Consider the following 26,439-nt stretch of genomic DNA (forward strand, 5'->3'; position numbering starts at 1 on the left):
GGTTCTGTGCCACGATCCCGGCATGGCCGTCCCCCGCACCCTCGCCCGGGCCCGACTCGCCGCGGCCAGCGGCTTCTTCGCCCAGGGACTGGTCTTCATCAGCCTGACCAGCCGGCTGCCCGACATCACCGAGAAGTGGGACATCGGAGAGCTGCTGCTGTCCCTGCTGCTGCTCATGATGGTGCTGCTGGCCGGCGCCGGGTCGGTGCTGGCCGAGAAGGTGGCCGAGCGCCGCGACAGCGCCAGCATGCTGCGCCTGGGGCTGCTGCTCGTGATGGCCGGCGTGGCCGTCATCGCACTGGCCCCCGACCGGGCCGTCTTCGTGGGGGCGATGGCCGTCTACGGCGTCGGGCTCGGCGTGGTCGACGCGACCACCAACATGCAGGCGGTCGCGCTCGAGCACCGCTACGGCCGCCCGATCCTCCCGTCCTTCCACGGCGCGTGGACGCTGGGCGGCGTGGCCGGCGCCGGGCTGTCCCTCGCGACCGGCTCGCTCCCCCTCGGCGTGGTCGCGGCCGTCGCGGTCGTCCCGCTCGCCGTCGTCTTCGCGCCACTGCTGCCCCGCGTGCAGGCCGTGCCCGACACGGCGGCCGCCGCCGCGGTGCCGTGGCGCCCGATCCTGCTGGTCGGGCTCGGGATGGTGCTCTTCTACATGGTCGACACGGCCACCCAGACCTGGGGCCCGCTCTTCCTCGACGACACCTTCGACACCCCGTCGGGCCTCGTCGCGCTGGCGACGCTGCCCTACCTGGTCGCCAGCGGGGTCCTGCGGATCGCCGGCGACGGACTCGTCGCGCGGTACGGCGCCGTGCGGGTGCTCCGGGTCGGTGCCGTGCTCGGCTCGGCGGCCCTCGCCGTGGTCGTCTTCGCCCCGACCTGGCCGGTGGCGGTGCTCGGCTTCACGCTGCTGGGCGCGGGCGTGGCGGTCATCGCCCCCCTGAGCTTCTCGGCCGCCGCCCGCATCGCGGGCGGCGGCCCCGAAGGCACCGTGCTGGATCCCGACGCGCGCCAGGCGCGCGTCGACGCGGTGATCGCGCGGTTCAACCAGTTCAACTACGCCGGAGCCCTGCTGGGCTCCGTCATGACCGGGGTGGTCGGCTCGGGCTCGCTGCGGGTCGGCTTCGCCGTGCCCATGGTGCTGATCCTGGGGATCGTGCCGCTCGCCCGAGCCTTCGCCCCGATCGGGACCGGGGTCAGTGCACCCCGGCCATCAGACGTCGGATCGGCTTCGTGAACACCGCGAGCAGCGCGCCCACACCGATCGAGATCAGGCCGAGGACGCCGAAGTACGACACCTCGTGGTCGGCGGAGTAGTACTTGCCGAGGTAGCCGGCGAGCACCGAGCCGAGCGCGACCGAGAGGAAGAACAGCGACACCATCTGGGTCCGGAACGCCTCGGGAGCCAGCTTCGTGGCCAGCGAGAGCCCGACCGGCGAGAGCAGCAGCTCGGCGATCGTGAAGACCAGCAGGATGCCGATCAGGCCGAGGAGCGGGGCGCTGTGGGCACCGCCGCCGGCCATCGGGATGAACAGCAGGAACGCCACACCCATGATCGCCGTACCGGCCGCGAACTTCAGCGGCGTCGAGGGCTGTCTGGGCCCGAGCTTGGTCCACATCGCCGCGAAGACGCCGGCGAGCAGGATGATGAAGACGGGGTTGACCGACTGCACCCAGGAGACGGGCATGGTCCAGCCGAACAGGTCGCGGTCCAGGCGGCTGTCGGAGTAGATCGTCACGACGGTGAACTGCTGCTGGTAGAGCGTCCAGAACGCCACCGAGGCCACGAACATCGGCACGAAGGCCCACACCCGGCCACGCTCGACGGCGTTGACCTTCTTGCTGGTGACGATCGTCAGGAACAGCGCCACGGCGCCGACGACGGTGGCCCAGATGACCCAGGTCGCGAGGTTCTCGGCGGTGACCAGGCCGGTGAGGACCAGGGCCACGATCGCGAGGGCGACGAGGACCGCGAGGCCGAGCACCTTGGGGAGCTGGCCGGCGGGGAGCGGGTTCTTCACCTCGTGGGCGCTGGCGGGCAGCTTCTTGCGGCCCATCGTGTACTGCACGAGGCCGAGGAACATGCCGATCGCGGCAGCGGCGAAGCCGACGTGGAAGCCGACCTCCTGCTGGAGCAGGCCGGTCAGCAGCGGGCCGAACAGCGCACCCAGGTTGATGCCGAGGTAGAACAGCGAGAAGCCGGCGTCGCGGCGCTCGTCGCCCTCGGCGTAGAGGGTGCCGACCAGCGAGGTCGCGTTGGCCTTCAGGCCACCGGACCCGATGCCCACCATCAGCAGGCCGGCGATCACGCCGGCGTACCCGGGCAGGGCGCTCAGCGCGATGTGGCCCAGCATGATCAGGCAGGCGCTGTAGAACAGCGTGCGCTCCGAGCCGAGCACCCGGTCGGCGAGCCAGGCGCCGGGGATCGTGGAGAGGTAGACGAGGCCGCCGTAGGCCCCGATCACCGCGCTGGCGGTGCCCTCGTCCATCCCCAGGCCGCCCTGGGAGACCGAGTAGTAGAGGTACAGCAGGACGATGCCCTGCATGCCGTAGAAGCTGAAGCGCTCCCACATCTCGACGCCGAAGAGGTTGGCGAGGACGCGGGGCTGGCCGAAGAAGCCGTGGTCTGAAGTGCTGTCGCCGGGGGTGGTGGCCCGGTCGTTCGCGACAGTCTGGGTCTGATCAGTCACTCGCTCGACCTTGCCAAAGCCCACACCGCGTCGCCAAACCCAACGGCGTGTGACCAATGTCCCGCCGGGTGTTCACCCGGCGGGATCCGTGCAGGTCAGGGGGCGGTTTCAGTCGGTCGTGGCGGCGCTGTCGGGGCCGGGCCAGTTCTTGTCCGGCTGGGGCACCGGACGACCGGGCTGCTCGCCGCCGCGCTCGGTCAGGTAGCTGTCCTTGGGCACCATCACCTTGCGGCGGAAGATGCACACGACCTTGCCGTCCTGGTTGTAGCCGATGGTCTCCACGTGCACGACCCCACGGTCGTCCTTGGACTTCGACTCCCACTTGTCGAGCACCGTCGTCTCGCCGTACAGCGTGTCGCCGTGGAAGGTCGGCGCGACGTGGCGCAGCGACTCGATCTCGAGGTTGGCGATCGCCTTGCCCGAGATGTCCGGGACGCTCATGCCGAGCAGGATGGAGTAGACGTAGTTGCCGACCACGACGTTCTTGCCGAACTGCGTCGTCTCCTCGGCGTAGTTCGTGTCGAGGTGCAGCGGGTGGTGGTTCATCGTCAGCAGGCAGAACATGTGGTCGTCGAACTCGGTGACCGTCTTGCCGGGCCAGTGCTTGTAGGTCGCGCCGACCTCGAACTCCTCGTAGCTACGACCGAACTGCATGCCCTGCTCCTGACTGACCGGCGGATACGTACGCGCCCATCCTGCCGAACCCGGCACTCGCCGAGCAGCGTCTGGACGCGTGCGTTATCTCACCCGCCGGAGCAGAGCTCGTTCCTCGCTCAGCTGCCGCCGCCGCCGGCCTTGCGCCGGTGCATCTTGGGGGCGCCGCCGACGACCTCGGAGCCGTGGGCCTTCTCCTTGACCGGCCCGTCCTGGTGGACGCCCTTCTCCTTGTTGTTCTTGGCGTCGAGGGCCGCGCGCATCTTCGCCTTCAGGTCCTCGTTGCTGCCGTTCGAGTCGGACATGCGTTCCTCCGTTGTTCGGGGCCGGGGCCGATCGCGTGCTGCGCCGGTGTTGCGCTGGTGCTGCCCCCACCCTCGCACCCCCGGCAAGCCGGAGTCGACCGCAATTGCCGGTCCGGAGTGTCGGCGGCGGGATCCACGAGGGCGGGTGACGCGTCTGACCTGCATGAGAGCCGCACTTCCCGCCGTCGTGGTCACCGTGGCCACCACCTTCCTCCTGTCCGCGTGCGGGCAGGGCACCCCGGTCGCCTCCGACCCCGGCCCGTCGGAGTCCCCCACGCCCACGGCCAGCCCGACCGTCGGCACCTACCCGGCCTTCGCCCCGCCCGACTACGCGTTCACGCTGAAGGTGAGCTGCTTCTGCGCCGATGCCGGGCAGCCGATCCGGGTCACGGTCGCCGGCGGCAAGGTCTCCGACGCGGTGTGGGCCCGCACCGGTCGCGGACACGTCGAGGGCGACCCGGTCGAGAAGTACCGCTGGATCACCATCAACGACGTCATCGACGCGGCCAACGACACCGGAGCGGCCCAGGTCGACGTGACCTGGCCCGCGGGCCAGGACTGGCCGACGTCGGTCTACGTCGACCAGAGCAAGAACATGGCCGACGAGGAGATCGGCTACACCGTCTCCGACGTGGCGGTGGGCTGACGCCGCTCCCCCGCCCGCAGCACCACGCTGCCGCGCAGGGCGGCGACGGCGGCCGCGGCGATGGCCTCGGCCGGCAGCCCGTCGGGGTCCACGCCGGCGACCGACGCGGGCACGAGGTCGCCGAGGTCGCCGACGACCCGCGCCCCGGAGGCCCCCAGCCGTACGACGATGTCGGCCGATCGCTCCCGCAGCCACTCGGGCGGCTCGAAGCCGATCGCCGGGGCATCGGTGCGACCGGCCAGCACCCGCTTGGCCAGGCCGAACTTCACCAGCGTGTGGTAGTCACCGGCCGACACCTCGTCCGCGGCGAGCGCCTCGTTGAGCGAGCGGAGCAGCATCGCCGAGGCCGCGTCGAGGGAGGTGTTCGCCGGTCGCACGTCCACGCACCCCTCCCCGGGGATCCGGGCGGCCGCGCAGAACCGGTCCCACAGGACCCCGGCCGCGGCACCGGGCCGCGGCACGGTCACGATCGTCACCCGGCCCGCGCCCACCGCGGCGACCCAGTTGCCGACGATCCGTGCCATGCCCTGCTGGCGCCAGAACGCCTGGGCGGGCTTGCGCTGTCCGTGGAGGAGGTCGACGTACCCGTGCCAGGTGAGGGTGCCGCCGTTCTGGAGCGCCTCCTGCCACATGGCGGGGACCCCGCGGCCCAGGTCGCGCAGCGTCAGGACGACCTCGACGGGGGTCTCCCCGAACGAGCCCACCACCTCGGCGATCCGCTCGGGCCGCGCCGGTCCGAGGAACTCCATGCTCACCACGGCCGTGCCGTCGTGCGCCGCCACCTCGTCGACCAGGGCGCGCCAGCGGCCGGCGGTCGCCGGGCCGGCCTGCTTGCGGCCGAGCACGTCGCTGACGGCCAGCACCTGGTCGCGCCAGACCTCCCCCGGAAACAGCACACCGCCCGCCGCGAGGAGGTCGCGGTTGGCGGTGAGGCGCTGCTGGAGGTACGACGTGCCGGACTTCATGAGTCCGACGTGGAGGACCACCCGCTGCGCCATGGGCGGCAGGCTATCGGCAGGTAGGGTCCTCCCGCGTCGAACTCGGGGTCAGGCCTTGAGCTTGTAGTCCTTGAGCAGGCTGCGGCCGATGATCATCTTCTGGATGTCCGCGGTGCCCTCACCGATCAACATGAACGCGGCCTCGCGGTACAGCCGCTCGATCTCGTACTCCTTGGAGTAGCCGTAGCCGCCGTGGATCCGGAAGGAGTCCTCGACGACCTCGTTGCAGTACTCCGCGGCGAGGTACTTCGCCATGCCGGCCTCGACGTCGTTGCGCTCACCGCGGTCCTTCATGCGGGCCGCGCGGACCATCATCGCGTGGGCGGTCTCGACCTTGGTGGCCATCTCCGCGAGCCGGAACAGGATCGCCTGGTGCTCGGCGATCTTCTTGCCGAAGGTCTCGCGCTGCTGGGCGTAGGCGATGCCGAGCTCGAAGGCCCGGTTGGCGATGCCACAGGCGCGGGCGGCGACGTTGACGCGGCCGACCTCGACGCCGTCCATCATCTGGTAGAAGCCCTTGCCCGGCTCCCCGCCCAGGATCTGGTCGGCCGAGATCTTGTGGCCCTCGAAGATCGCCTCGGTGGTGTCGACGCCCTTGTAGCCCATCTTGTCGATCTTGCCCGGGATGGTGACGCCCTGGGCGGTCTCGCCGAAGCCGGGCTCCTTCTCCACCAGGAAGGTCGTCATGTTCTTGTAGACCGAGTCCGAGCCCTCGTCGGTCTTGCACAGCACCGCGACCAGCGTGGACGTGCCGCCGTTGGTCAGCCACATCTTCTGGCCGGTGATCTCGTAGCCCTCGTCGGTCTTGCTGGCCTTGGTCTTGATCGCCGAGACGTCCGAGCCCAGGCCCGGCTCCGACATCGAGAACGCACCTCGCACCTCGCCGGTGGCCATCTTGGGCAGGTACTTCTTCTTCTGCTCCTCCGTGCCGTGCTGCATCAGCATGTAGGCCACGATGAAGTGGGTGTTGATGACACCCGAGACGCTCATCCAGCCACGCGCGATCTCCTCCACGCACAGCGCGTAGGTCAGCAGCGACTCGCCCAGGCCGTCGTACTCCTCGGGGATCATCAGCCCGAAGATGCCGAGCTCCTTGAGCCCGTCCACGATCTCCTGCGGGTACTCGTCGGCGTGCTCGAGCTCGGTCGCGACGGGAAGGATCTTCTCCTCCACGAAGGTCCGGACCGCCTTGAGGATCTCGCTCTGGTCCTCGGTGAGTCCTTCGGTCTCGCAGAGACGACCCATGGTGTTGCTCCTTCGCTCAGGTCCCGGATCAGCCGGGGTACGACGTGCAGGTGGGGCCCGGCGAGGCTACCGGCCGGTAGCCAGCGGGGGCTATGTCCTGGGCCACAACCGGGCTCTGCTGTTCACGAGGCGTCCAGGCCGTGCTCGTCCCGGAAGCGCCGGCGCTGCTGCAGCGGCCCGACCAGGGCCTGCTCCAGCTCGGTCACCTTCGCGGCCAGCGGCACGGCGAGGGCGGCGTTCTCCGCGACGGCGACGGCCAGCTCGTCGACCCGGCGCTGGAGGTGGATCACCTCGTCCAGGCCGATGCCGGCGACCACCCGTCGGGCGACGGTCCGGGGGCCGGGCACGGGCCTCACAGCGACTCGTTGCGGTAGGCGTTCAGCGCCCGGGCGGTGACCCGGCCGTCGCTGGAGCGCGGCGGCAGCAGCAGCTCGGTGACCACGTCGGTCAGCTCGGCCACCCGCAGGTGCAGCGACCGGCTCTCCGCGACCTGTGCCTCCAGCTCGGCGATCCGCTCCTGCAGCGCGACGGTCCGCTTCTCGACGCGCGGAGCGGTGACGCGTCGTACGACGCCCTTGCCGATCGCCAGGATCCGGGACCCGTCGTCGGCGAGGGCCTCGGGGGTGCCGGCGGCGTCGCGCTCGTGGGTGCGCTCCCGCACCAGGACGAGGAGCCGCACGATCGCCTCGACGGCGACCTCGAGCAGCTCGGCGTCGGTGGCCTGGCCGGGGGTCCGGGCGTCGGGGCGGGTGGCGGTGATGTCGGCGAGGTCGCCCTGCACGTCGTAGCCGGCGGCACCCAGCGCGGCGACGGCCTCGTCGGCACGGCGGGTCGCATCGGCGAGCTGCTCGTCGGTCAGGCCGATCGGCTCACGGCCCAGCGGCGCGAGGATCCCGTGGGCCAGGGTGTCCCGCAGCCAGAGGGCCTGCTCGCGGTTGCCGGTGATCGGCTCGCCCACCTGCTCGTTGACCCGGCGCAGCAGCTCGGCGGCCGCGAGCCCCAGGGACTCGTTGACCCGCTCGACCGCCGGGTCGACGGCCGGGACGTCGATCGCGCAGGCGGCGGCGAACCGGCGCCACAACTCGGTCTCGTCGCCGGCGTCGCGGGGCACCGTCACGACGTGCACGTGGTCGGCCGGCAGGGTGGCACCCCAGCGGGCGGCGACGCCGGCGGGGTCCATCGTCCGCCAGCCCCACTCGGCGCGGGCGCCGGCCTTCTCGGGCCGCGGCTTCCACTGCTCCAGCGGGGTGGTCAGGGCGAACTTCAGGCGCTCCTGCCAGGCCGAGGGGACGGCCCGGGCGAGGTCGCGAGCGGTGATCACGACGTGGACGTCGAGGCCCCCGAGGTCGGCCAGCGCCGCCTCGACCTGCTCGGCCGACGCGCCCGCGAAGAGCTCGTAGGACAGCACGGCGACGTCGCCGCGCCAGCCGCGGATCTGCTCGACCAGCCGGGACCAGGCCGTCGAGGCACGGGCCGGCAGCGACTCGAGCCGCGGGTCCTCGCGGACCACCATGGCCGCGTGGATGCGGTCGAGGTGGCGGTCGCCGACGACGAGCACCCCGGCGTCGGCCAGGACGCGACGGTTCTGCTCCAGCACGCGCTGGAGGTAGGTGGTGCCGGACTTGGGGGCGCCGACGTGCAGGTAGACGCGCTGGGTCATGCCTGTCCTTCCCGGTCGGCCCGGCTCGCGGGCCACTCGACGATCATCCTCCACCGCGCGGGCGGGCCGCCGTGGGCCGCGGCACCGGCGGCCTGGAAGCCCTCGCGGTGCACCACCCGGCCACCGGCCCTGGTCGCGTCGCCCTCGACGACCCGGGGGTCGACGGGGTGCAGCCGGCCGCCGCCGTGCTCGGCCCGGGCCTCGCCCGCGTCGTGCCGCGACAGCGAGCGGCCCTCGAGGTAGGCCCGCCCCCCGCCGCGCAGGGCCATGGCGGCCAGCCGCCAGAAGTTCTCCGCGCCGTCGGGGTCGAGGGTCTCCAGCAGGTCGCGGGCATAGACCGCCTGCTCGTGCTCGCGGTCGCGGGAGACCAGGGCCCCTCGGGTCAGCACGTCACGCAGGTCGTAGAGGTTGAGGGTGTCGAAGGTCGCCGGCAGCTTGCCGCGACGGGCCAGGCGCGCCGGGCGGCGCAGGCTCTGGCGCGCGTAGTCCAGGGCGAGTACGTCGATCCCGCGCGAGGCGAGCAGCAGCGCGTCCTCCCCGGTCCCGGCGCCGACCTCGACGACCCGGACGCTGTGCGACTCGCCGGCGATCTGGTCGGCGACCCAGCCGGCGAACCCCGAGGGGCCGTGGCCCTCCTCGCCGGCCAGGTCGGCGAGGTGCCGCTCCCAGTCGCGGCGCTGGCGCATCAGCGAGGAGAACCAGCCGTCGAAGCGGGTGGTGATCTCGGGACCGGGCTCGTGCCGGAAGGACGGGTCCGGGACCCGCCAGTTGGGGCCGTAGGAGACGGTGAGCATGGCGTCGGGATCGGCCGGGGCCGGCAGCATCCGGCCCTCGAACATCATCTCGGTGAGCGGCAGGATCGCCGAGCGCGGCACCGGGGTGCGCACGGTGGCGGTCTCGTAGAGCAGGTCGCCGACGTAGAAGCAGGTGTAGATGTCGATGCTCGACATGCCGCCGTCGGGCGAGGTGAAGACGACGGTGATGAAGGCGCCGGACTTGTTCAGCACGTTCATGCCGTGCCGACGCAGGGCACGGCCGATCCGGTGCAGCTCGACGACCATCTCGGCGGGCGTGGGCTGCTCGCTGAGGTAGGCGAGGTCGACGTCGGAGTCGTGGCCGATGACCTTGCCCTCGCGGGCCGCGCCGAGCAGGGTGCCGAAGGCGATCCAGCCCTCGACGCCGCACTCCTGGCGCATCACTTCGAGGATCTGGTCGGTGATGTCGACCATCTGCTCGACCACGCTGGCGTCGCGGCCGGAGAAGGGGCGCTGCAGCAGGCCCCACTTGTCGATCATGACGGGGATGCCGTCCTTGTCGACGAACCGCACCCGGCCCTCGCCGCTGCCGAAGGAGACGTCGCCGGCGAAGAGCTCCTCCTCGCCCGCGACGACCCGCACGGCCGAGGCCCCGTCCAGCCAGCGCTTCATCCGCTTGGGCCACTCGACGTGGGTCGCGCCGGAGCCGGCGGGCTCGGCGGAGAACGACCAGGCCATGTGGTCGTCGAAGTAGACGTCGGCGGAACCCGAGAAGCCCGCGGGGAAGTGGAGTCCCGCGTCGTCGACCCGCGCACCTGTCTCTGCCACGAGAGGGGAGGCTACGGCACCGAGACCTGCGCGGTGAGCACCGCGTGGTCGGTGATCCGGCGCACCTGCGGGCCCGTGTCGAACCGGAAGCCGGTGAACGCCGTGTCGGTCGACCCGAAGATCCAGTCGACCCGCATCTGCGTCGGCGGGTGGCACACGCCGTCGTTGGAGCCGCCCTGCGCCGCCTCCAGGTCGGTCTGCCCGGTGATCTTGCAGAAGGCCTCGGCGTGCTCGTTGAAGTCGCCCATGATGAAGACCGGGATCCCGTCCTCCTGGCGCAGCTTCTTGATCGCCGCGATCTCGATCGCGGTCGCCTTGTCCCGCTCCCCCTCGCGCCCCTGGGCGTCCTTGGGCGAGTTGTGGATGTTCAGGACGTAGAGCTCACGGCCGGTCGCGAGGTTCTGCAGCCGCACGATCGGCTGGGGACGGGTGGTGCCCATGAACGGCACGGTGATGGAGTCCTCGTAGGTCGCCTTCCACACCGAGGTGTCCCACATGACCGACTGCGGGATCCCCGAGCCGCCCAACGCGGTGCCGGGCCAGAAGTCGAAGCGGCCGCCGGTGGCCCGGTTGATGGCGTCGAGCTGGTCGGCCTGGAGCTCCTGCATGCCCACGATCGTGGAGCCGTACGACGACAGCAGGGCCGCCGACCACTCGGCGCGGATCCGGCCGGGGGCGAACTCCTGGGCGTCGGCGCCGGGGGCGGTGTGCTGGCTGCCGAGGACGTTGAAGCTGGTGATGGTGAAGTCGTAGGGCTGGGCGCCGGCGAGCTTCTGGACCTTGTCGCGGAACTTCGCGGTGCCGGGCAGCACCTTCTGGATCGCGATCTCGCCACGGTCCTTCAGCGCGTCGGAGGCGATCTCCTCGGGCGACATCGTCGCGAGCTGCTCGGCCGGGATGCTGGTCGGGGCCGAGGGCGCCGGTCCGTGCGAGGCCGGGGGCTGGTCGCCGCGGAAGGTGCCGAGCAGGTTGGCCGCGATGATGACCCCCACGATCGCCACAACGCCGCCGACGGTCGCCAGCGCCGTGACGCGCTCGGAGGAGGACCGGGGCTCCTGGGAACCCGGCTCCTGAGGACTCTGCGTCACTGGACCTCCTGCGGCACTGCTTGGTCGACGACGGTGCCGTTGCCGACCTGACCGGCCTCGTTGTTACCCCAGCATGCGGTCACTCCGGTGCTGAGGCCACCACAGACGTGCATCCAGCCGGACTCGACCGACACCCAGGACGACCCGGAGGACACCAGGGTGGGGTCCGAACGCTGCTGGTTGGTCCCGTCCCCCAGCTGGGTGTAGCGGTTGGCGCCCCAGCAATAAGCGTTGCCGGAGTTGTCGAGCCCGCACGTGGAGGCGTCGCCGGTCGAGATGCTGGTCCAGATGTGGCTGCCGTCCACCGGAGCGGGCGAGCGGCTCAGGTTGCGCGAGCCGTCACCGAGCTGGCCCTTGTTGTTCAGTCCCCAGCAGCTGGCCCGGCCGTCGGTCGTGACGCCGCACGTGTGGGCCCACCCGGCGCTCAGCTGGAACCAGGACGCGTCGGTGCCGACCTGGACGGGGACGGGCTGCGGGTCGAGGTTGGTGTTGCCGAGCTGGCCGAAGATGTTCTGGCCCCAGCACCACGCGGTGCCGTTGGTGCGGGTCGCGCAGGTGTGGAACCCGCCCGCCGTGACGTCCTGCCAGTCCTTGTCGACGCCGACCCGGGTCGGGTAGCCCTTGACCTTCATGGTCCCGTCGCCGAGCTCACCGCGGCTGTTCTGGCCCCAGCACCACAGGGTGCCGTTGGTGCGGGTGCCGCAGGTGTGGAACCAGCTGGTGCTGACGCTGGCCCAGCCCGTCGACGTGCCGACCTGGACGGCGGAGAGGTGCGGCTTGCCGCGGCCGATGCCGAGCTGGCCCCAGTTGTCCAGGCCCCAGCACCACAGGGTGCCGTCGGCCTTGACCGCGCAGGTGCTGGCGCCGCTCGTGCTGACCTGGGCCCAGTCGGTGTCGTGGCCGGCCTGCACCGGACGCGTCTGGTAGCCGGTCGAGCCGTTGCCGAGCTGGCCGAAGTTGTTGCGTCCCCAGCACCACACCGTGCCGTCGCTGCGGGTCTCGCAGCTGGACTGGCCCCCGGCGCTCACCGACGCGGACTCGGGCGTCGTGGTGAGCACCACGACCCCCGTCGAGCCGGTCGTGCCCGGGGTGGTGCCGCTGACGACGTACGAGATGTTCCAGGTGCCGGTCTCGGTGGGGGTGCCGGACAGCACCCCGTGCTCGTCGAGGGTCATGCCGGGCGGAAGGTTCTGCACGTCACCCCACACGACGCCGGCCGCGGCCTCGGGGGCGACGGTGACGCCGAGCTGCTGGCTGAACGGCTGGCCGGTGCGGGTCGTGACGACCTGGATCTCCGGGCGCGGCAGCGGCCACAGGGTCGTGGCGGTCAACAGCCCCTTGGCCGCGTTGCGCACCGCGGCGGCGCCGGCGTCGAAACGGTAGCTGCGGGCCGCCTTGAGCGCCGCCCTGACCGTGGTCCGGCTGGGGTCGCAGACGAGGTCGCCGGCGGTGCAGACGTTCCAGGTGGAGTACGTCGGGGTGCCGGCCGGGACGTCCGGCTGGGGCGGCGCGATCAGACGGGTGAGCACGCCCGGGTGCCCGACGGGCGCGGCGGGAGCACCGATGAGGTGGCTGGCGACGCTGTGCGCGCGGCGGTCGGGGTCGGAGACGAGCGCGGCGCCGACGACTCGGGACAGCCCCTCGGGGCGGTCCTGGAGGCGCAGCAGCACGCGGTGGACCACCGAGGCGCCCTGGGCGTAGCCGACGAGGACGACCTGCTGGTCGGGGCAGGAGTAGGCGGCCTGGTCGATGGTCTCGAGCATGCTGCTCACCCCGCCGGGGACCGGGCTGCGCCAGGCCCGTGCCCGCTTGGCGTTGACGGCCTTGAGGGCGACGTCGGGGGTGTGCGCGCCCACGAGTGCGGCGGGGTCGGCGCCGCTGAACTCCACGCGTGCCATCTCCACCGAGCGGTCGCCCGCGACGGCGAGGCGGGTGTAGGCCTTGCGGAAGTTGCCGACGGTGCGCCCGAAGTCGGAGCCGTCGGTGGGGCCCTCTCCCCCGCCGTCGATCCCGACGAGCAGGATGTCGCGGCACTGGTCGACGACCGCGGCGGTCCCGGCGCCGAGGACGGCGCGGTCGCGGGTGCGGCCCGGCTCGGGGGTGCCGGCGACGTGCAGGACGGCGGCGACCATGGCCGCGGAGACCAGGGCACCGATGGCCAGGGCAAGCAGCTGCCCGGCCCGTCGTCTCACGCGTCACACCCTAGGTGAGCGAAATGCCAGAACCCGGGAACCGCGTCGGCGCGGTTCCCGGGTTCTGGAGATGCCTGGGTCAGTCCAGCTGCATCTTGGCGTAGGGGTCGACGCCGTTGTCGATCGCGCGCTTGAACGCGAGCCGCACCGACTCCGGCTGGCCGGGGTTGTTGCTGAACTTCGGCGGGTGGGCGAAGAGGTAGTCGAACCACGAGCTGTAGGTCGCGCGCACCTTCGGGTCGAAGATCCGCATCACGACCTCGTCGCTGGCGAGGGCCACGCCGGTGTAGTTGGCCGAGCCGTTCCACACGACGTTGGCCGAGGTGTCACCGTCGTAGACACCGCTGACCGCGAGGGTCTTCATGTGGAGGTAGCGGTCGTAGACGCCGTCCTCGTCGAAGTCCTGGGCGATCTGCCTGATCGGGACCGGCCCGCGCGTGGTGTGGCGCAGGATGCTGAGCACCTCGTTGCCGAACACGGCGTAGACCATCTTGATGTCGCAGCCCCGCTGCCACATCTGGCGGATCCGCTCGGCGATCGCCTTGCCCCGCACGCCGTGCATGGAGGTCTGCGCGAAGCGCAGCTTGGTGAAGCCGTTGGTGCCGGTGCCGTTGGTGGCGCCCTTGCAGACCATCTTGTTCAGCTCGATGAGGAGCGGGTCCTTGGTGGTGCCGTTGGGGTACTTCGTGCCCTTGCCCTTGTAGGGGTAGAAGTACGACGTGAACCGGCCGTGGTGGTAGCTCAGGAACGGCTGCTTGACGTTCTGGTCCTTGCGCATCTGGTTGAAGACGCCGTTGAACTCGTCGTACATCTCCTTCTTGTTGCGCACGGTGTAGAGGTCGTTCCACTGCGCGTACGTCGCCAGGTCGGTGGCGTTGAAGGAGCCGTACTCGACCACGTGGTTGGCGTTGCCGGCGCGGCTGAACAGGTAGAACTTCACGTGGGCGATGCCGCCCGGGGCCCGGCAGGCGCTGACGCACTCGCGGGTGAAGCTCTCCATGTCCTTGCTGCGGTTGTGCTCGTGGTGCTTGAGCGCGTTGGTCAGCCGCTCGAAGGGCGGGTTGGGGTTGTCGGCGTTGGCGTTGAGCCGGTCGATGACCACGCGGACCGAGACGCCGCGGCGGTGGGCCGCGATGAGCGCGTCGGTGAGGTCGGGGCTGCGGAAGTTCCAGGTGGCGATCCGGATCTTCGCGCGCGGCGGCACGCTGTTGATCGTGCGCAGCAGGTGCGTGACGATCGTGCGTCGGTGGGCGCGGTCGCCCAACGGGTTGTTGACCTTCACGCCGGTGACCGGCGTGTAGTGGTCGGGCGCCGGCGGCGGCTTGGGCGTCGTGCCGCCCTGGCGGAGGGCCACGGAGGTGGTGGCGCTGGTGGCGGTCGGGGCGGCTGATGAGGGGAAGGAGCCGAGCGTCCCCACCAGCAGCAGGCTGCTGGCCAGGACTCCGGCGGCAGTCAGTCGTCGCACGCTGTGGTCACTTCCGTTCCGGTGAGACATCGGGTTGAGGGGTGTCTCCCGGCCGTGCCGGTGAGCGGCGACGATCACGTGGTGCGCGGCGTACCCCCGGCTGGAACTCTAACAGGGGAGACCCTCCGGTCCGCGCTCCGTGGCGCGGGCGCGAAGGTGTGTCAGCCGCTGCACTTGCGCAGCGTGTCCTGGTACTTGGCGTCCTGCGCGAACGGCTTCGTCGCGAGGTGCACGGTGCCGTTGCGGACGGCGAAGAAGCGCTCGTCGTAGGTGAACAACGGCTTGCCGAACTCGCAGTAGCGACCGTCCGGCTTGATCCGCTTGGTGCCCTCGTAGCAGCCCTGGAAGCTGCCGGGCAGGGTCGCGCCCTCGACCCAGACGACCGTGCACTGGGGGGTCGGGAGGTCGGACGACGCGGAGGAGCTGCTGCTCGAGGTCGGCGTGGAGCTGTCCGCCGGATCGGACGCCGTGGTCGCGTCGTCCCCGCAGGCCGACACGGCCAGCGCGAGCGGCAGGGCGAGTGCGGCCAGGGTTCCTCGCGTCCTCATGGGGCGAGTCTACGCGTCGGGACGGTCGCGCCGGGGCGCCTTGCGCAGCCCCGCGAGGCGTGCTCCCACCCGGCCGAGACGGTTCCGGGGCGGCGTGTCGCGGCGCGCCTCGGCGACCAGTCGCTCGGCCACGCCGGCCGCATCGAGGGCTGCGAGCGCCTCGCTGTCGACGTCGTCGGGATGCGGCTCACCGGGGCCCGCGAGCACCGGCTCGAGGTCGGCGAGGTCGCCGTGCACCGGATGACCGGCGGCCCGGACCCGGTCGAGCACCCGGGCGGTCGCCGGAGCGAGGACGTCCCCCAGCGGGGCCGGGGTCCGGGGCCGCTCCCCCGGCTGGCGGGCGAGCACGCCCTCGGCGTACTGCTTCTTGACGAGGCGGTGGTAGACCCCGGCCTCGAGGCGCCCGTCCAGCGCCGCGTTGACCTGGCGCAGGTGCGCGATCTGGAGCGTGCCGAGCGAGGCGTTGGCCCGGTCGGCGGTGTCCGCGTCGACGAGGCCCGGGTCGATCCCGGCGGCGTCGGCGAACCGCTCCCACAGCGCCGTACGTCGATCGCCGGGGGCGGGGCACACCACCAGGTGCACGCGCTCCGGCGGCACCGCGGTCGACCAGCGGGCCAGCGCGTCGGCAGCGTCCTGCGCGTGCCAGAAGTGCGGCCGGGCCGGGTCGCCGGGCGCGGTGTCGGCGCGGAACTGGTCGCGCTCGAAGTCGGCGAAGGAGCGGGTGTCGCCGAGCTTGACCTCCTCCTGCCAGTGGGCCGTGGCCTGCCGGCCGAGGTCGCGGGCGGTGACGACGACGTGCACCTCGAGCCCGGCCAGCGGCGCGAGCGCCTGCGCGATCTCCTCGGGCGTGGCGCCGGCGAGCACCTCGTGGCTGATCACGGTCGTGCCCGGGAAGTCGCGGGCCCGGTCGCACAGTGCCTGCCAGGTGCCGGCGACCTGCCCGGCGGTGAGCCCGAACTTCGCGTGACTGCCGCGCACCTCGACGGCGCCGTGGAACATCGCTCCCGGCCGCAGGAACGGGTAGAGCACGCCGGCCTCGCGCAGCACGTCGCGGTGGTCGGCGAGCAGGCCCTGCAGGTGGGTGGTGCCGGTCTTGGGCAGCCCGACGTGCAGGACGACACGCTGGCCGGACAGGCGGGCGCTCACGGCGACATCACGCCGACATGGTGCCACTGGCGCCGGTGTGGGCATCGCGGCCGGTAGCGTGGGGGAACGTGAGCACCACCCCCTCCCGCGTCTTCGCAGCCAAGCTCGTCGGGCTGCCGATCTTCGACCCCCAGGGCGACCAGGTGGGCAAGGTGCGGGACCTCGTGGTGGCGCTCCGCTCGGAGGTCAGCCAGCCGCGCGTGCTCGGGCTGGTGGCCGAGGTCTTCGGCCGGCGCCGGATCTTCGTGCCGATGACGCGGGTGACCAACATCGACAGCGGGCAGGTCTACACGACCGGGCTGCTCAACATGCGCCGCTTCGAGCAGCGCTCCACCGAGACCCTGGTCATCGGGCAGATGCTCGACCGCACGGTCACGATCCCCTCCACCGGCGTGGTGGGCACCGTCTACGACGTCGGGATGGAGCAGGCCCGCAACCGCGACTGGGTGCTCAGCCGGGTCGCGGTGCAGGAGCCGGCCCGCGGCTTCCGCCGCCGCGGCCAGACCCACGTCGTGGAGTGGCGCGACGTCGAGGGGCTGACCCGTCGCGAGGACGCGCAGGGAGCCACCCACCTGATCGCGGCGCTCAACGAGATGCGGCCCGCCGACGCGGCCAACATGATCCACGAGCTGCCCTTCGAGCGCCGGACGGCCGTCGTGGCCGCCCTCGACGACGAGCGACTGGCCGACGTGCTGGAGGAGCTGCCCGAGGAGGACCAGGTCGAGATCCTCGAGCACCTCGACTCCGAGCGCGCGGCCGACATCCTCGAGGAGATGTCCCCCGACGACGCGGCCGACCTGATCGCCGACCTGCCGCCGGACACCGCCGCCACCCTGCTGAACCTCATGGAGCCCGACGAGGCCGACGACGTCCGGCGCCTGATGTCCTACGCCGAGCACACCGCCGGCGCGATGATGACCCCCGAGCCGGTCATCCTCGGCCCCGACGCGACCATCGCCGACGCGCTCGCGCACGTCCGCAACCCCGACCTGACCCCCGCCCTGGCGGCGCTGGTCTACGTCTGCCGCCAGCCGCTCGAGGCGCCCACGGGCAAGTTCCTCGGCGTCGCGCACATCCAGCGCCTGCTGCGCGAGCCGCCCTCGACGCTGGTCGCCGGCGCGCTCGACGACTCGATGGACCCGCTGCGTCCCACGGCCAGCATCGAGCAGGTGGCCGCCCACCTGGCCACCTACAACCTCGTCGCGGCCCCGGTCGTCGACGACGACGGCCACCTCGTCGGTGCCGTCACCGTCGACGACCTGCTCGACCACATGCTCCCGGAGAACTGGCGCGACCTGGTCCTGCGACCCGGCGACGCCCGCCCCGGCCACCGCCGGGGGGTGAGCCGTGGCTGAGCCGCGCCAGCCCCGCACCCGCCTGGACACGCCCAAGGAGACGCGCCGCCCGCTCGTGCGGAGGCCGGCGTACGACGCGGACGCGTTCGGCAGCTTCGCCGAGCAGTTCGCCCGGTTCATGGGGACCGCGCGGTTCCTGCTCTACATGACCGGCTTCGTCCTGGTCTGGGTCGGCTGGAACCTCCTCGCTCCCGAGAACGCACGCTTCGACAACTACCCGTTCATCTTCCTCACCCTGATGCTCAGCCTGCAGGCGTCGTACGCCGCGCCGCTGATCCTGCTCGCGCAGAACCGCCAGGAGACGCGCGACAAGGTGATCGCCGAGCAGGACCGGCAGGCCAACGCCCGGGCCCACGCCGACATGGAGTTCCTCGCCCGCGAGGTCGCCTCGCTCCGGATGGCGGTCGGCGAGGTCGCGACCCGCGACTTCCTGCGCTCCGAGCTGCGCTCGCTGCTGCAGGACCTCGAGGAGCGCGCCCGGCTCCTGGACGAGGACGAGTCGGCCACCGCGTGACCTGAGGCGGGAAGGTTCCGCACGACCATCTACCCTTGGGGATCATGAGCACCCCCTCTCTCGAGCAGGTCAACGCCGCTCTCGCGACCGTCAACGACCCCGAGATCAAGCGCCCCATCACCGATCTCGGCATGGTCGAGTCCGTCGAGGTCGACGAGGCGGGCCTGGTCCGGGTGACGGTGCTGCTCACCGTGGCGGGGTGCCCGCTCAAGGACACCATCAACCGCGACGTGACCGCGGCCGTCCAGCGGGTCGAGGGCGTCACCGGCGTCGACCTGACTCTCGGGGTGATGTCGGCCGAGCAGCGCGCCGGCCTCCAGGAGACCCTCCGCGGCGGCCAGGCCCAGCGCGAGATCCCCTTCGCCCAGCCCGGCTCGCTCACCAAGGTCTTCGCGATCGCCAGCGGCAAGGGCGGCGTCGGCAAGTCCTCGGTGACGGTCAACCTCGCGCTCGCGATGGCCAAGCAGGGGCTCAAGGTCGGCATCGTCGACGCCGACATCTACGGCCACTCGGTCCCCGCCATGCTCGGCGTGGCCGACCACCGGCCGACCCAGGTCGAGGACCTGATCATGCCGGTCCCCACGCCCAGCGGCGTCTCGGTCATCTCGATCGGCATGCTCAAGCCGCGCCGCGACCAGGTCGTCGCCTGGCGTGGTCCGATGCTCGACCGGGCCCTGGTCCAGATGCTCGCCGACGTCTACTGGGGCGACCTCGACGTGCTCCTCCTCGACCTCCCGCCGGGCACCGGCGACGTCGCCATCTCGCTCGGCCAGCACCTCCCGGGTGCCGAGGTGGTCGTGGTGACCACCCCGCAGGAGGCCGCCGCCGAGGTCGCCGAGCGCGCCGGCACGATGGCCTCGATGATGCACCAGCGCGTCGTGGGCGTCGTGGAGAACATGAGCTACCTGCCCTGCCCGCACTGCGGCCCCGAGCACAAGCTCGAGATCTTCGGCTCCGGCGGCGGCGACCGGGTGGCGGCCACGCTGTCGCAGCGGATCGGCTCCACCGTCCCGGTCCTGGGCCGGATCCCGCTCGACACCTCGCTGCGCGAGGGCGGTGACGTCGGCAAGCCGATCGTCGACGCCGACCCGACCGCCCCGGCGGCCGTCGAGCTCAGCAACATCGCCGCCACGCTGTCGGGGCGTGGCCGCGGACTCGCCGGGATGCAGCTCGGCCTCACCCCGACCAGTAAGTTCTGACCCATGTTCGGTGTCGGGCTGCCCGAGATGATGGTCATCGCCTTCGTGGCGGTGCTCGTGTTCGGCCCCGACAAGCTGCCCGACCTCGCTCGCCAGGCGGGTCAGATGATCCGCAAGGCCAAGGAGTTCGCCAACTCCGCCCGTGACGAGCTGCGCACCGAGCTCGGCCCGGAGTACGCCGACCTCGAGCTGCGCGACCTCGACCCCCGCACCATCGTGCGCAAGCACATCGTCGAGGCGATGGAGGAGGCCGACCGGGACGCCCGGTCCTCCCGCCGCCCCGGCCAGCGCCCGCTCGACGAGGGCGAGACCCCGCCGTACGACGCCGACGCGACGTAACCGGTCGAGTCGGCGCAACTGCCGGACCGGGTCAGCTCGGGTGCGCCGCGTAGCCCCGAACGGCCCCAGCGGTGAGCCAGCAACCGAACCCGACCGGGAAACGGTTCACCACCCACCGCCCGCTTGACCCGGCGGTGAGCCATGAACCGACCCGGGCAGGGAAAGGGTTCACAGCTCACCGCTCCCGCCGCCCAGGGCGCCCCCGCATGCGGGCGCCTCAGCCCCTCGCCTCCCTCACCCCACGCCGTTGCGCCGGCTCGATCAGCGGGACTGGACGGCGGCGACCGACTCGAACGCGACGAGCACCGTCCGGGCGCCGGGCCCGTCACCCACGGCCGCCTCGACGAAGTCGGCGCCGACCCGGCGCAGCACGGCCTCGTGAGCGGCACCGTCGACGAGGTGCACCACGCACCGCTCCCCCGCCTCGGCGAGCCGGCGGAGCGCCGAACCCAGGCCGAGCTTCGCGACGGGTGACCACGCCACCTCGGGCACCGAGCGCTCCGAGGCGCCGTGCACCAGCGCGACCGCGGCCGTGCGCACGACCCAGTCCTGGGCCGGTCCCGCGAGCAGGCACCAGCCGGAGGCGACCCGCTCCAGCACCCCGCTGACCCGCCCGACGCCGCGGACGTCGAGGACCACGTCGAGGCCCACCGACGCGGTCAGCCGGCTCCCGAGGGTGACGTGGTGGTACTCCGCCCGGCTCCGGTCGGCCAGCTCCAGCTCGCGCTCCGCGTCGTAGAGCGCCTCGGCCTGCTGCTCGAGGTCGTCGAGCACGGCGAAGAGCTCCTGCTCCCAGCTCATGCGGCGACCCTGCCACCCCCCTCCCCCGACGCACAACGCCTGTGCACAACGCCTTGACGATCAGAGTAAAACCGCGTTTCCTGAAGCAAACAGAAGCAAACGCAAGGATCTCGGATGAACCACCACCCTGCGCGTCCCACCCGCTGTGCGACGGTCTGGCTGCTGGCCACGACCGCGGCCGCCGGCCTGGTGGCCCTGCTCCTGCCCCTCGCCCTCCCGATGGCCGGGGCCGCCAGCCACGGCGACCTCGCCGGCCGCCCGTTCGACGACCTGCTCGTCGGGCTCTGCGCCGCCGTCGCCGTCCCGGCCACGTGCTGGCTCTGGGCGATCACCACGCTCGCGACCCTCGAGGCGGCCCGAGGCGTCAGCCACGCCGTCCCCCGGGGCGTACGACGCGTGGTGCTGGTCGCCTGTGGAGTCGCCCTCACCGGAGGCCTGACCACCACCGCCGCCCTCGCGGACACCCCGCAGGCGCCCCCGCAGGACCTGCGGGCCTCGGCGATCGTGGCCCGCGTCGTCAACGGGCTGCCCCTCCCCGACCGGGCGACGGCCACCACAGCGGTCGCCGGCCACCCGGTCCGACGGGCGGAGCGGGTCACCGTGCACCGCGGCGACACGCTGTGGGGCATCGCCGCCCGCGACCTCGCACCCGGCGCCAGCGACGCCGACATCAACACCCACTGGCAGGCGATCTACGCCGCCAACCGCGGCGTCATCGGCGCCGACCCCGGACTCATCCATCCCGACCAGCAGCTGCGCCTCCCGCGCGCGTGACAGGAGCTCCGATGTCCCACCACCGCGTCGTCCCGTTCCGTGGCCCCGCCCCGGTCACCAGCGTCCAGGGCACCCTGGCGCTCGACCTGGTCCCCCGCCACGACCCGCCGCCGCGCCGTCCCGCCCGGGGCGCCACGAGCGGCAGCGCCGACGTCATCCCGATCGACCTGCGACTGCGTCGCGAGGTCGAGGCCTGGGCTCGCCGCTACACCCAGGCGGCCGTCGAGATCGTCGGTGGCGACCGGCCGGTCGCCCAGCTCGTCCGCTGGTCCTCCCGGGAGGTCCACGACGACCTCGCCCGTCGGGCCCTGCTCGTGGCCCGCGCGGGTGGCCACCGTCCCGGCCAGGGTCGGGTCCAGCCGGTCCGGCCGTCGGTCGTCGGCGTGCACACCTGCTTCCTGGACCGCACCACCGTCGAGGTGAGCGCCCATGTCCGCTACGGCGCCCGCTCCCGGGCCGTCGCGGCCCGGTTCGTGCACCGCCAGGACCGCTGGCTGTGCACGGCCCTCGAATTCGCCTGACGGGTCGAAGATGGACGCGTGAGACTCGCGCCCGCCCGACCCGACGAGGTGACGGCCACCCGGCCCGGCGACGACATCGTCCCCGGCGACCCGGTCGTGATGGACCGGGGCTGCTCGTTCGACGCGCCGCCCGACGTGGTCTGGCCGTGGCTGGAGCAGCTCGGCAAGGGCCGGGCCGGGTGGTACCTCCCGATCCGCGTGGAGCGGTTCCTGCCGCCGTCACGACGGGCGATCCGGCACGTCGACAGCCGCTGGCTCGGGCTGGAGGTCGGCAGCGTCATCCCCGACTACGGCGGCCGGCACGAGACCTTCACCGTCGCCTCGATCGACCGCCCGCACTCCCTCGTCCACCGCTCACGACGCGGTCACACCGACGTCACCTGGAGCCTGACCCTCACCCCCGAGGACGGCGGGACGCGCCTGCACCTGCGGCTCCGCCTCGGGCCCGTCAAGCACCGGCGGCTCGCCGAGGTGGCGGGCGGGTTCTTCGACGCGCTCACGGTCGCCGGGATGGTCGCCGGGCTCCGGGAGCGCCTGCGATGAAATGCCGACGGCGGCCGGGACCCGAAGGTCACGGCCGCCGTCGGGCGTTGCTCAGCTGATGCGCGCGGTCAGCCCGGTGGGGCCGCCCGGAGCACCGTGGCACTTCTTGAACTTCTTGCCCGAGCCGCAGGGGCAGTCGGCGTTGCGGCTGGCACCGGCGTAGGGGTCGTCGGCATTGCTGGCCGTGGTGCCCTTGACCTCGACCTCGCCGTCCTCCGACGGGGCGGAGTAGGTCAGGGCTGCAGGCTGCTTGGGACGGTCCAGGCCCTTGGCGTGGATCTGCGGGGTCTCGCGAGGCGCCTCGGCGGCGTCGGGCAGCACCCGGCGCAGCGGCTCCTCGACCTCGTCGTCGTCCTCCCAGCCGTCGTCGGTCTCGGTGTCGTCGATGGTGACCTCGAGGTTGAACAGGAACCCGACGGACTCCTCCTTGATGCCGTCCATCATGGCCGCGAACATGTCGAAGCCCTCGCGCTGGTACTCGACGAGCGGGTCGCGCTGCGAGTAGGCCCGCAGGTAGATGCCCTCGCGGAGGTAGTCCATCTCGTAGAGGTGCTCGCGCCACTTGCGGTCGAGCACCGAGAGGACCACGCGACGCTCGAGCTCGCGGAGGATCTCGTCGCCCATCTCGGCCTCGCGGGCGTCGTACGCCGCGTGGGCGTCGGCCTTCAGCAGCGCGATGAGCTCGTCGCGGTCGATGTTGGCGCGGTCGCCGTGCTCACGCTCGAGGTCGGCCAGCGAGATCGACACGGGGAAGATCTGGCGCAGCGCGGTCCACAGCGCGTCGAGGTCCCACTCCTCGGCGAGGCCCTCGGTGGAGCCGAGGACGTAGCCCTCGACGACGTCGTCGATGAAGGTGCGGATCTGGTCCTGCAGGTCCGCGCCCTCGAGCACCTTGCGGCGCTCGCCGTAGATGACCTCGCGCTGGCGGTTCATCACGTCGTCGTACTTGAGGACGTTCTTGCGCGACTCGAAGTTCTGCGACTCGACCTGGCCCTGGGCGTTGGCGATCGCACCCGTGACGCGCTTGTTCTCGATCGGGACGTCGTCCGGGATCTTGAGGACCTGGAGGACCCGGTCGACCCAGTCGGACTTGAACAGCCGCATCAGCTCGTCCTCGAGCGAGAGGTAGAACCGCGACTCGCCGGGGTCGCCCTGGCGGCCGGAACGACCACGCAGCTGGTTGTCGATGCGGCGCGACTCGTGGCGCTCGGTGCCGACCACGTAGAGGCCGCCCAGTGCGCGGACCTCGTCGTGCTCGGTCGCGACCTGGGCCTTGATCTTCTCGACCATGGCCGGCCAGGCGGCCTCGTAGGCCTCGGCGGTCTCGCCGGCGGGCTCGAGACCCTGCTTGCGCAGCTCGTCGTCGGCGAGGAACTCCACCGAGCCACCGAGCATGATGTCGGTGCCTCGACCGGCCATGTTGGTGGCCACCGTCACGGCGCCCTTGTGACCGGCGAGCGCGACGATCTTGGCCTCGTTGGCGTGCGCCTTGGCGTTCAGGACGGTGTGCGGGATGCCGCGCTTGCGCAGCAGCTGCGAGAGGTGCTCGGACTTCTCGACCGACACGGTGCCGACCAGGACCGGCTGGCCGTTGGCGTGGCGCTCGGCGATGTCCGTGGCGACCGCGTCGTACTTGGCCTCCTCGGTCCGGTAGACGAGGTCGGGCCGGTCGATGCGCTGGACCGTCTTGTTGGTCGGGATCGGCACCACGCCGAGCTTGTAGATCTTGTCGAACTCCGACGCCTCGGTCATGGCCGTGCCGGTCATGCCGGACAGCTTCTCGTAGAGGCGGAAGTAGTTCTGGAGGGTGACGGTGGCGAGGGTCTGGTACTCCTCGCGGACCTCGACGCCCTCCTTGGCCTCGATGGCCTGGTGGAGGCCGTCGTTGTAGCGGCGGCCGGCCAGCATGCGGCCGGTGTGCTCGTCGACGATGAGCACCTCGCCGTTCATGACGACGTACTCCTTGTCGTTGCGGAACAGCTCCTTGGCCTTGATGGAGTTGTTCAGGAACGAGATGAGCGGGGTGTTGGCGGACTCGTAGAGGTTCTCGATGCCGAGGTGGTCCTCGACCTTCGTGATGCCGTCCTCGAGGACCGAGATGGTGCGCTTCTTCTCGTCGACCTCGTAGTCGACGTCGCGCTCGAGCTTGCGGACCAGGCGCGCGAACTCGTCGTACCAGCGGACCTCGTCCTGGGTCGGGCCCGAGATGATCAGCGGCGTCCGGGCCTCGTCGATGAGGATCGAGTCGACCTCGTCGACGACGGCGAAGAAGTGGCCGCGCTGCACGCACTCCTCGATCGAGCCCGCCATGTTGTCGCGCAGGTAGTCGAAGCCGAGCTCGTTGTTGGTGCCGTAGGTGATGTCGCAGTTGTACGCCGCGCGCCGCTCGTCGGGGCGCATCTCCGGCAGGATCACGCCGATCGTCAGGCCCAGGAAGTGGTGGATGCGGCCCATCAGCTCGGCCTGGTACTTGGCGAGGTAGTCGTTGACCGTGACGACGTGGACGCCCTTGCCGGCCAGCGCGTTGAGGTAGGACGGGAGGGTGGCGACGAGGGTCTTGCCCTCACCGGTCTTCATCTCGGCGATGTTGCCGAGGTGCAGCGCGGCGGCGCCCATCACCTGGACGTCGTAGGGCCGCTGGCCGATCACCCGGCGGGCCGCCTCGCGGACGGTCGCGAAGGCCTCGGGCATGATGGCGTCGAGGGTCTCGCCGTCGGCGAGGCGCTTGCGGAACTCCTCGGTCATCCCCTGGAGCTCGGCGTCGCTCATCGCCGTGAAGTCGTCCTCGATGGCGTTGACGGCCTGCGCGATGGCCTCGAGCTGGCGCAGGATCTTCCCCTCGCCGATGCGGAGGATCTTGTCAAGAATGGCAGGCACGACCGCGTAACTCCTTATGACGACACTGGCGGCGCCACTCTACCCAGCGAGCAAGGCGCGCCCTAACCCAGCGGGGTCAGGGGCAGGTCACGGGCGGAGGAACGGCGCGAGGTCGCCCCGCGGATGCACCTCGATGTCGTCCAGCACCAGCCACGCGGCGAGGTCGCGCAGCTCGGCGGAGAGCTCCTCGGCCGTCTCGGGCGGCGCGCCGGGCTCGGCGTACGCCGCCTTCACGACGAGCCGGCCGGCCTTGCGGTCGGCCTTGAGGTCGACCCGCGCCACGATCTCGTCGCCGAGCAGGAACGGCAGGACGTAGTAGCCGTGGACCCGCTGGTCGGCCGGCACGTAGATCTCGATCCGGTAGTGGAAGTCGAAGAGGTGCTCGGTGCGCTCGCGCTCCCAGACCACGGGGTCGAACGGGCTGAGCAGCGCCCGGGCGCCGATCCGGCGCGGGACCCGGGCGTCGCGGTGGAGCCAGGCCGGCTTGCGCCAGCCCTCCACCCGGACCGGGGTCAGCTCGCCCGTCTCGACCATGGTGTCGACCGCGACCTTCACGTCGGCCACCAGCATCCGGTAGTAGTCGGCGAGGCTCTTGAGCGTGGCGACGCCGTGGGACCGGGCCGCCCGCCGGGTGAGCTCGAGGTCGGACTCGGCCTTCGAGGGCGTCGGCAGGGCCAGCACGTCGGCGGGCAGGACCCGCTCGGGGACGTCGTAGACCACCTCGAACTGGCTGTTGCGCTCCGCGATGGCCAGGTCGCCGCACATGTAGAGGAGGTCGAGGGCCTTGCGGACCTCGGACCAGTTCCAGCCCCAGTTGTCGCGGGCCCGAGGGCTGCCGTCGTGGAGGTGCTCGAGGTCGCGGGCCGTGCTCGGGCCGCGGTCGCGCACGGCGGCCAGCACGGTCGCGAGCAGGGCGTCGTCGACCGCCTTCCACCACTTGCCACGCTCGGCGCGGTAGCGGTCCATCCGGTGCTGCATCACCGGCCACAGCTCGACCGGCATGAACGCCTGTACGTGGGCCCAGTACTCCACGAGCCGGCGCGGGCGGGCGGCCGAGGCGCGGCGGAGCAGGTCGGTGTCGTAGGCGCCCATGCGGGAGTAGAGCGGCATGTAGTGCGCGCGCTGGAGCACGTTGACCGAGTCGACCTGCAGCACGCCCGTGCGGTCGAGCGTGCGCTGGAAGGTGCGCAGCGTCGGCGTGGCGTGGCGCTGGTCGAGGAAGCCCTGCGCCGCCAGCGCGACCCGGCGCGCCTGGGCGGTGGACAGGGTCGCGGGACGCTCGCTCACGCGGCGTACTCA

At 71.9% G+C, this 26,439-nt stretch carries 25 protein-coding genes; 9 read left to right on the plus strand and 16 right to left on the minus strand.

The features are described from left to right. Positions 1 to 22 precede the first annotated feature (22 nt). On the plus strand, positions 23 to 1,234 hold the full coding sequence (locus EJF31_RS17925; protein ID WP_125038544.1) for an MFS transporter: 1,212 nt from the start codon (positions 23 to 25) through the stop codon (positions 1,232 to 1,234). Here the strand turns inward: EJF31_RS17925 and EJF31_RS17930 are convergent. From EJF31_RS17930 to EJF31_RS17940, 3 genes are all read right to left on the minus strand, one after another. Continuing rightward, a complete protein-coding gene (locus EJF31_RS17930) occupies positions 1,194 to 2,687 on the minus strand; it encodes a peptide MFS transporter (protein WP_125038545.1) in 1,494 nt (497 codons plus the stop codon). The genes EJF31_RS17925 and EJF31_RS17930 overlap by 41 nt on opposite strands. A gap of 108 nt (positions 2,688 to 2,795) precedes the next feature. Continuing rightward, positions 2,796 to 3,341, minus strand: coding sequence for a MaoC family dehydratase (locus EJF31_RS17935; RefSeq protein WP_125038546.1), 546 nt, complete (start codon positions 3,339 to 3,341; stop codon positions 2,796 to 2,798). Positions 3,342 to 3,460: 119 nt separating this feature from the next. Next, on the minus strand, positions 3,461 to 3,646 hold the full coding sequence (locus tag EJF31_RS17940) for a DUF5302 domain-containing protein (protein WP_125038547.1): 186 nt from the start codon (positions 3,644 to 3,646) through the stop codon (positions 3,461 to 3,463). Between the two features lie 163 nt (positions 3,647 to 3,809). Between EJF31_RS17940 and EJF31_RS17945 the strand changes: the two genes are divergently transcribed. Continuing rightward, entirely contained in the window at positions 3,810 to 4,292 is a 483-nt protein-coding gene (locus tag EJF31_RS17945; RefSeq protein WP_125038548.1) for a DUF6174 domain-containing protein, read from the plus strand. Here the strand turns inward: EJF31_RS17945 and EJF31_RS17950 are convergent. The 10 genes from EJF31_RS17950 to EJF31_RS17995 form a co-directional block, all read right to left on the minus strand. Beyond that, positions 4,262 to 5,290: a hypothetical protein gene (locus EJF31_RS17950; RefSeq protein ID WP_125038549.1), complete on the minus strand. Its 1,029-nt coding sequence runs from the start codon at positions 5,288 to 5,290 to the stop codon at positions 4,262 to 4,264. The two genes, EJF31_RS17945 and EJF31_RS17950, sit on opposite strands and share 31 nt — an antisense overlap. Positions 5,291 to 5,338: 48 nt before the next feature. Next, positions 5,339 to 6,535 (minus strand): acyl-CoA dehydrogenase family protein, encoded by a 1,197-nt coding sequence (locus tag EJF31_RS17955; RefSeq protein WP_125038550.1) that lies wholly within the window; start codon positions 6,533 to 6,535, stop codon positions 5,339 to 5,341. A 122-nt stretch (positions 6,536 to 6,657) separates the two neighbouring features. Continuing rightward, positions 6,658 to 6,891 carry a hypothetical protein gene (locus tag EJF31_RS17960; RefSeq protein ID WP_125038551.1) on the minus strand — a complete coding sequence of 78 codons (234 nt, stop codon included), beginning with the start codon at positions 6,889 to 6,891 and terminating at the stop codon, positions 6,658 to 6,660. Next, positions 6,888 to 8,195 carry a DUF6752 domain-containing protein gene (locus tag EJF31_RS17965; protein WP_125038552.1) on the minus strand — a complete coding sequence of 436 codons (1,308 nt, stop codon included), beginning with the start codon at positions 8,193 to 8,195 and terminating at the stop codon, positions 6,888 to 6,890. The genes EJF31_RS17960 and EJF31_RS17965 overlap by 4 nt, the downstream gene beginning before the upstream one ends. Then, positions 8,192 to 9,778 (minus strand): hypothetical protein, encoded by a 1,587-nt coding sequence (locus tag EJF31_RS17970; RefSeq protein ID WP_125038553.1) that lies wholly within the window; start codon positions 9,776 to 9,778, stop codon positions 8,192 to 8,194. The genes EJF31_RS17965 and EJF31_RS17970 overlap by 4 nt, the downstream gene beginning before the upstream one ends. 11 nt (positions 9,779 to 9,789) lie before the next feature. Beyond that, a complete protein-coding gene (locus EJF31_RS17975; protein ID WP_125038554.1) occupies positions 9,790 to 10,866 on the minus strand; it encodes an endonuclease/exonuclease/phosphatase family protein in 1,077 nt (358 codons plus the stop codon). Continuing rightward, the gene (locus tag EJF31_RS17980; RefSeq protein ID WP_125038555.1) at positions 10,863 to 13,058 is read right to left on the minus strand and encodes a cutinase family protein; all 2,196 of its coding nucleotides are present in this window, start codon (positions 13,056 to 13,058) and stop codon (positions 10,863 to 10,865) included. Before EJF31_RS17980 ends, EJF31_RS17975 begins: the two co-directional genes overlap by 4 nt. 79 nt (positions 13,059 to 13,137) lie before the next feature. Beyond that, positions 13,138 to 14,523 carry a phospholipase D-like domain-containing protein gene (locus EJF31_RS17985; protein ID WP_185736341.1) on the minus strand — a complete coding sequence of 462 codons (1,386 nt, stop codon included), beginning with the start codon at positions 14,521 to 14,523 and terminating at the stop codon, positions 13,138 to 13,140. Between the two features lie 161 nt (positions 14,524 to 14,684). Then, positions 14,685 to 15,071: a hypothetical protein gene (locus EJF31_RS17990; RefSeq protein WP_125038557.1), complete on the minus strand. Its 387-nt coding sequence runs from the start codon at positions 15,069 to 15,071 to the stop codon at positions 14,685 to 14,687. Positions 15,072 to 15,080: 9 nt separating this feature from the next. Further along, positions 15,081 to 16,217, minus strand: coding sequence for a hypothetical protein (locus tag EJF31_RS17995; protein ID WP_125038558.1), 1,137 nt, complete (start codon positions 16,215 to 16,217; stop codon positions 15,081 to 15,083). A gap of 68 nt (positions 16,218 to 16,285) precedes the next feature. On the opposite strand from EJF31_RS17995, the gene EJF31_RS18000 reads away from it, so the two are divergent. The 4 genes from EJF31_RS18000 to EJF31_RS18015 are packed head-to-tail and all read left to right on the plus strand — an operon-like array spanning position 16,286 to position 19,624. Continuing rightward, positions 16,286 to 17,572, plus strand: a complete 1,287-nt coding sequence (locus tag EJF31_RS18000) for a magnesium transporter MgtE N-terminal domain-containing protein (protein ID WP_125038559.1) — start codon at positions 16,286 to 16,288, stop codon at positions 17,570 to 17,572. Next, positions 17,565 to 18,086 (plus strand): DUF1003 domain-containing protein, encoded by a 522-nt coding sequence (locus EJF31_RS18005; protein WP_125038560.1) that lies wholly within the window; start codon positions 17,565 to 17,567, stop codon positions 18,084 to 18,086. The genes EJF31_RS18000 and EJF31_RS18005 overlap by 8 nt, the downstream gene beginning before the upstream one ends. 44 nt (positions 18,087 to 18,130) lie before the next feature. Further along, complete coding sequence (locus tag EJF31_RS18010; protein WP_125038561.1) at positions 18,131 to 19,285, plus strand: Mrp/NBP35 family ATP-binding protein; 1,155 nt, start codon at positions 18,131 to 18,133, stop codon at positions 19,283 to 19,285. Between the two features lie 3 nt (positions 19,286 to 19,288). Further along, a complete protein-coding gene (locus tag EJF31_RS18015) occupies positions 19,289 to 19,624 on the plus strand; it encodes a sec-independent translocase (protein ID WP_125038562.1) in 336 nt (111 codons plus the stop codon). 261 nt (positions 19,625 to 19,885) lie between these two features. Here the strand turns inward: EJF31_RS18015 and EJF31_RS18020 are convergent, their stop codons facing one another. Next, the gene (locus EJF31_RS18020; protein ID WP_125038563.1) at positions 19,886 to 20,425 is read right to left on the minus strand and encodes a hypothetical protein; all 540 of its coding nucleotides are present in this window, start codon (positions 20,423 to 20,425) and stop codon (positions 19,886 to 19,888) included. 114 nt (positions 20,426 to 20,539) lie between these two features. Here EJF31_RS18020 and EJF31_RS18025 point away from each other — a divergent pair, with 114 nt between their 5' ends. Genes EJF31_RS18025 through EJF31_RS18035 form a run of 3 tightly spaced genes read left to right on the plus strand, consistent with a single transcriptional unit; the run spans position 20,540 to position 22,263 of the window. After that, positions 20,540 to 21,199, plus strand: coding sequence for a LysM peptidoglycan-binding domain-containing protein (locus tag EJF31_RS18025; RefSeq protein ID WP_125038564.1), 660 nt, complete (start codon positions 20,540 to 20,542; stop codon positions 21,197 to 21,199). An 11-nt stretch (positions 21,200 to 21,210) separates the two neighbouring features. Further along, positions 21,211 to 21,720, plus strand: coding sequence for an Rv3235 family protein (locus EJF31_RS18030; protein WP_125038565.1), 510 nt, complete (start codon positions 21,211 to 21,213; stop codon positions 21,718 to 21,720). Between the two features lie 18 nt (positions 21,721 to 21,738). After that, positions 21,739 to 22,263 carry an SRPBCC family protein gene (locus EJF31_RS18035; RefSeq protein WP_221767654.1) on the plus strand — a complete coding sequence of 175 codons (525 nt, stop codon included), beginning with the start codon at positions 21,739 to 21,741 and terminating at the stop codon, positions 22,261 to 22,263. A gap of 51 nt (positions 22,264 to 22,314) precedes the next feature. Here EJF31_RS18035 and secA read toward each other — a convergent pair whose 3' ends face one another. Both secA and EJF31_RS18045 read right to left on the minus strand, forming a co-directional pair. Then, a complete protein-coding gene (secA, locus tag EJF31_RS18040) occupies positions 22,315 to 25,140 on the minus strand; it encodes a preprotein translocase subunit SecA (protein WP_125038566.1) in 2,826 nt (941 codons plus the stop codon). A gap of 87 nt (positions 25,141 to 25,227) precedes the next feature. Continuing rightward, complete coding sequence (locus tag EJF31_RS18045) at positions 25,228 to 26,427, minus strand: winged helix-turn-helix domain-containing protein (protein ID WP_125038567.1); 1,200 nt, start codon at positions 26,425 to 26,427, stop codon at positions 25,228 to 25,230. Positions 26,428 to 26,439 lie beyond the last annotated feature (12 nt).

It is taken from the genome of Nocardioides sp. LS1 (genome assembly GCF_003865225.1).
GTDB lineage: Bacteria > Actinomycetota > Actinomycetes > Propionibacteriales > Nocardioidaceae > Nocardioides > Nocardioides ginsengisegetis.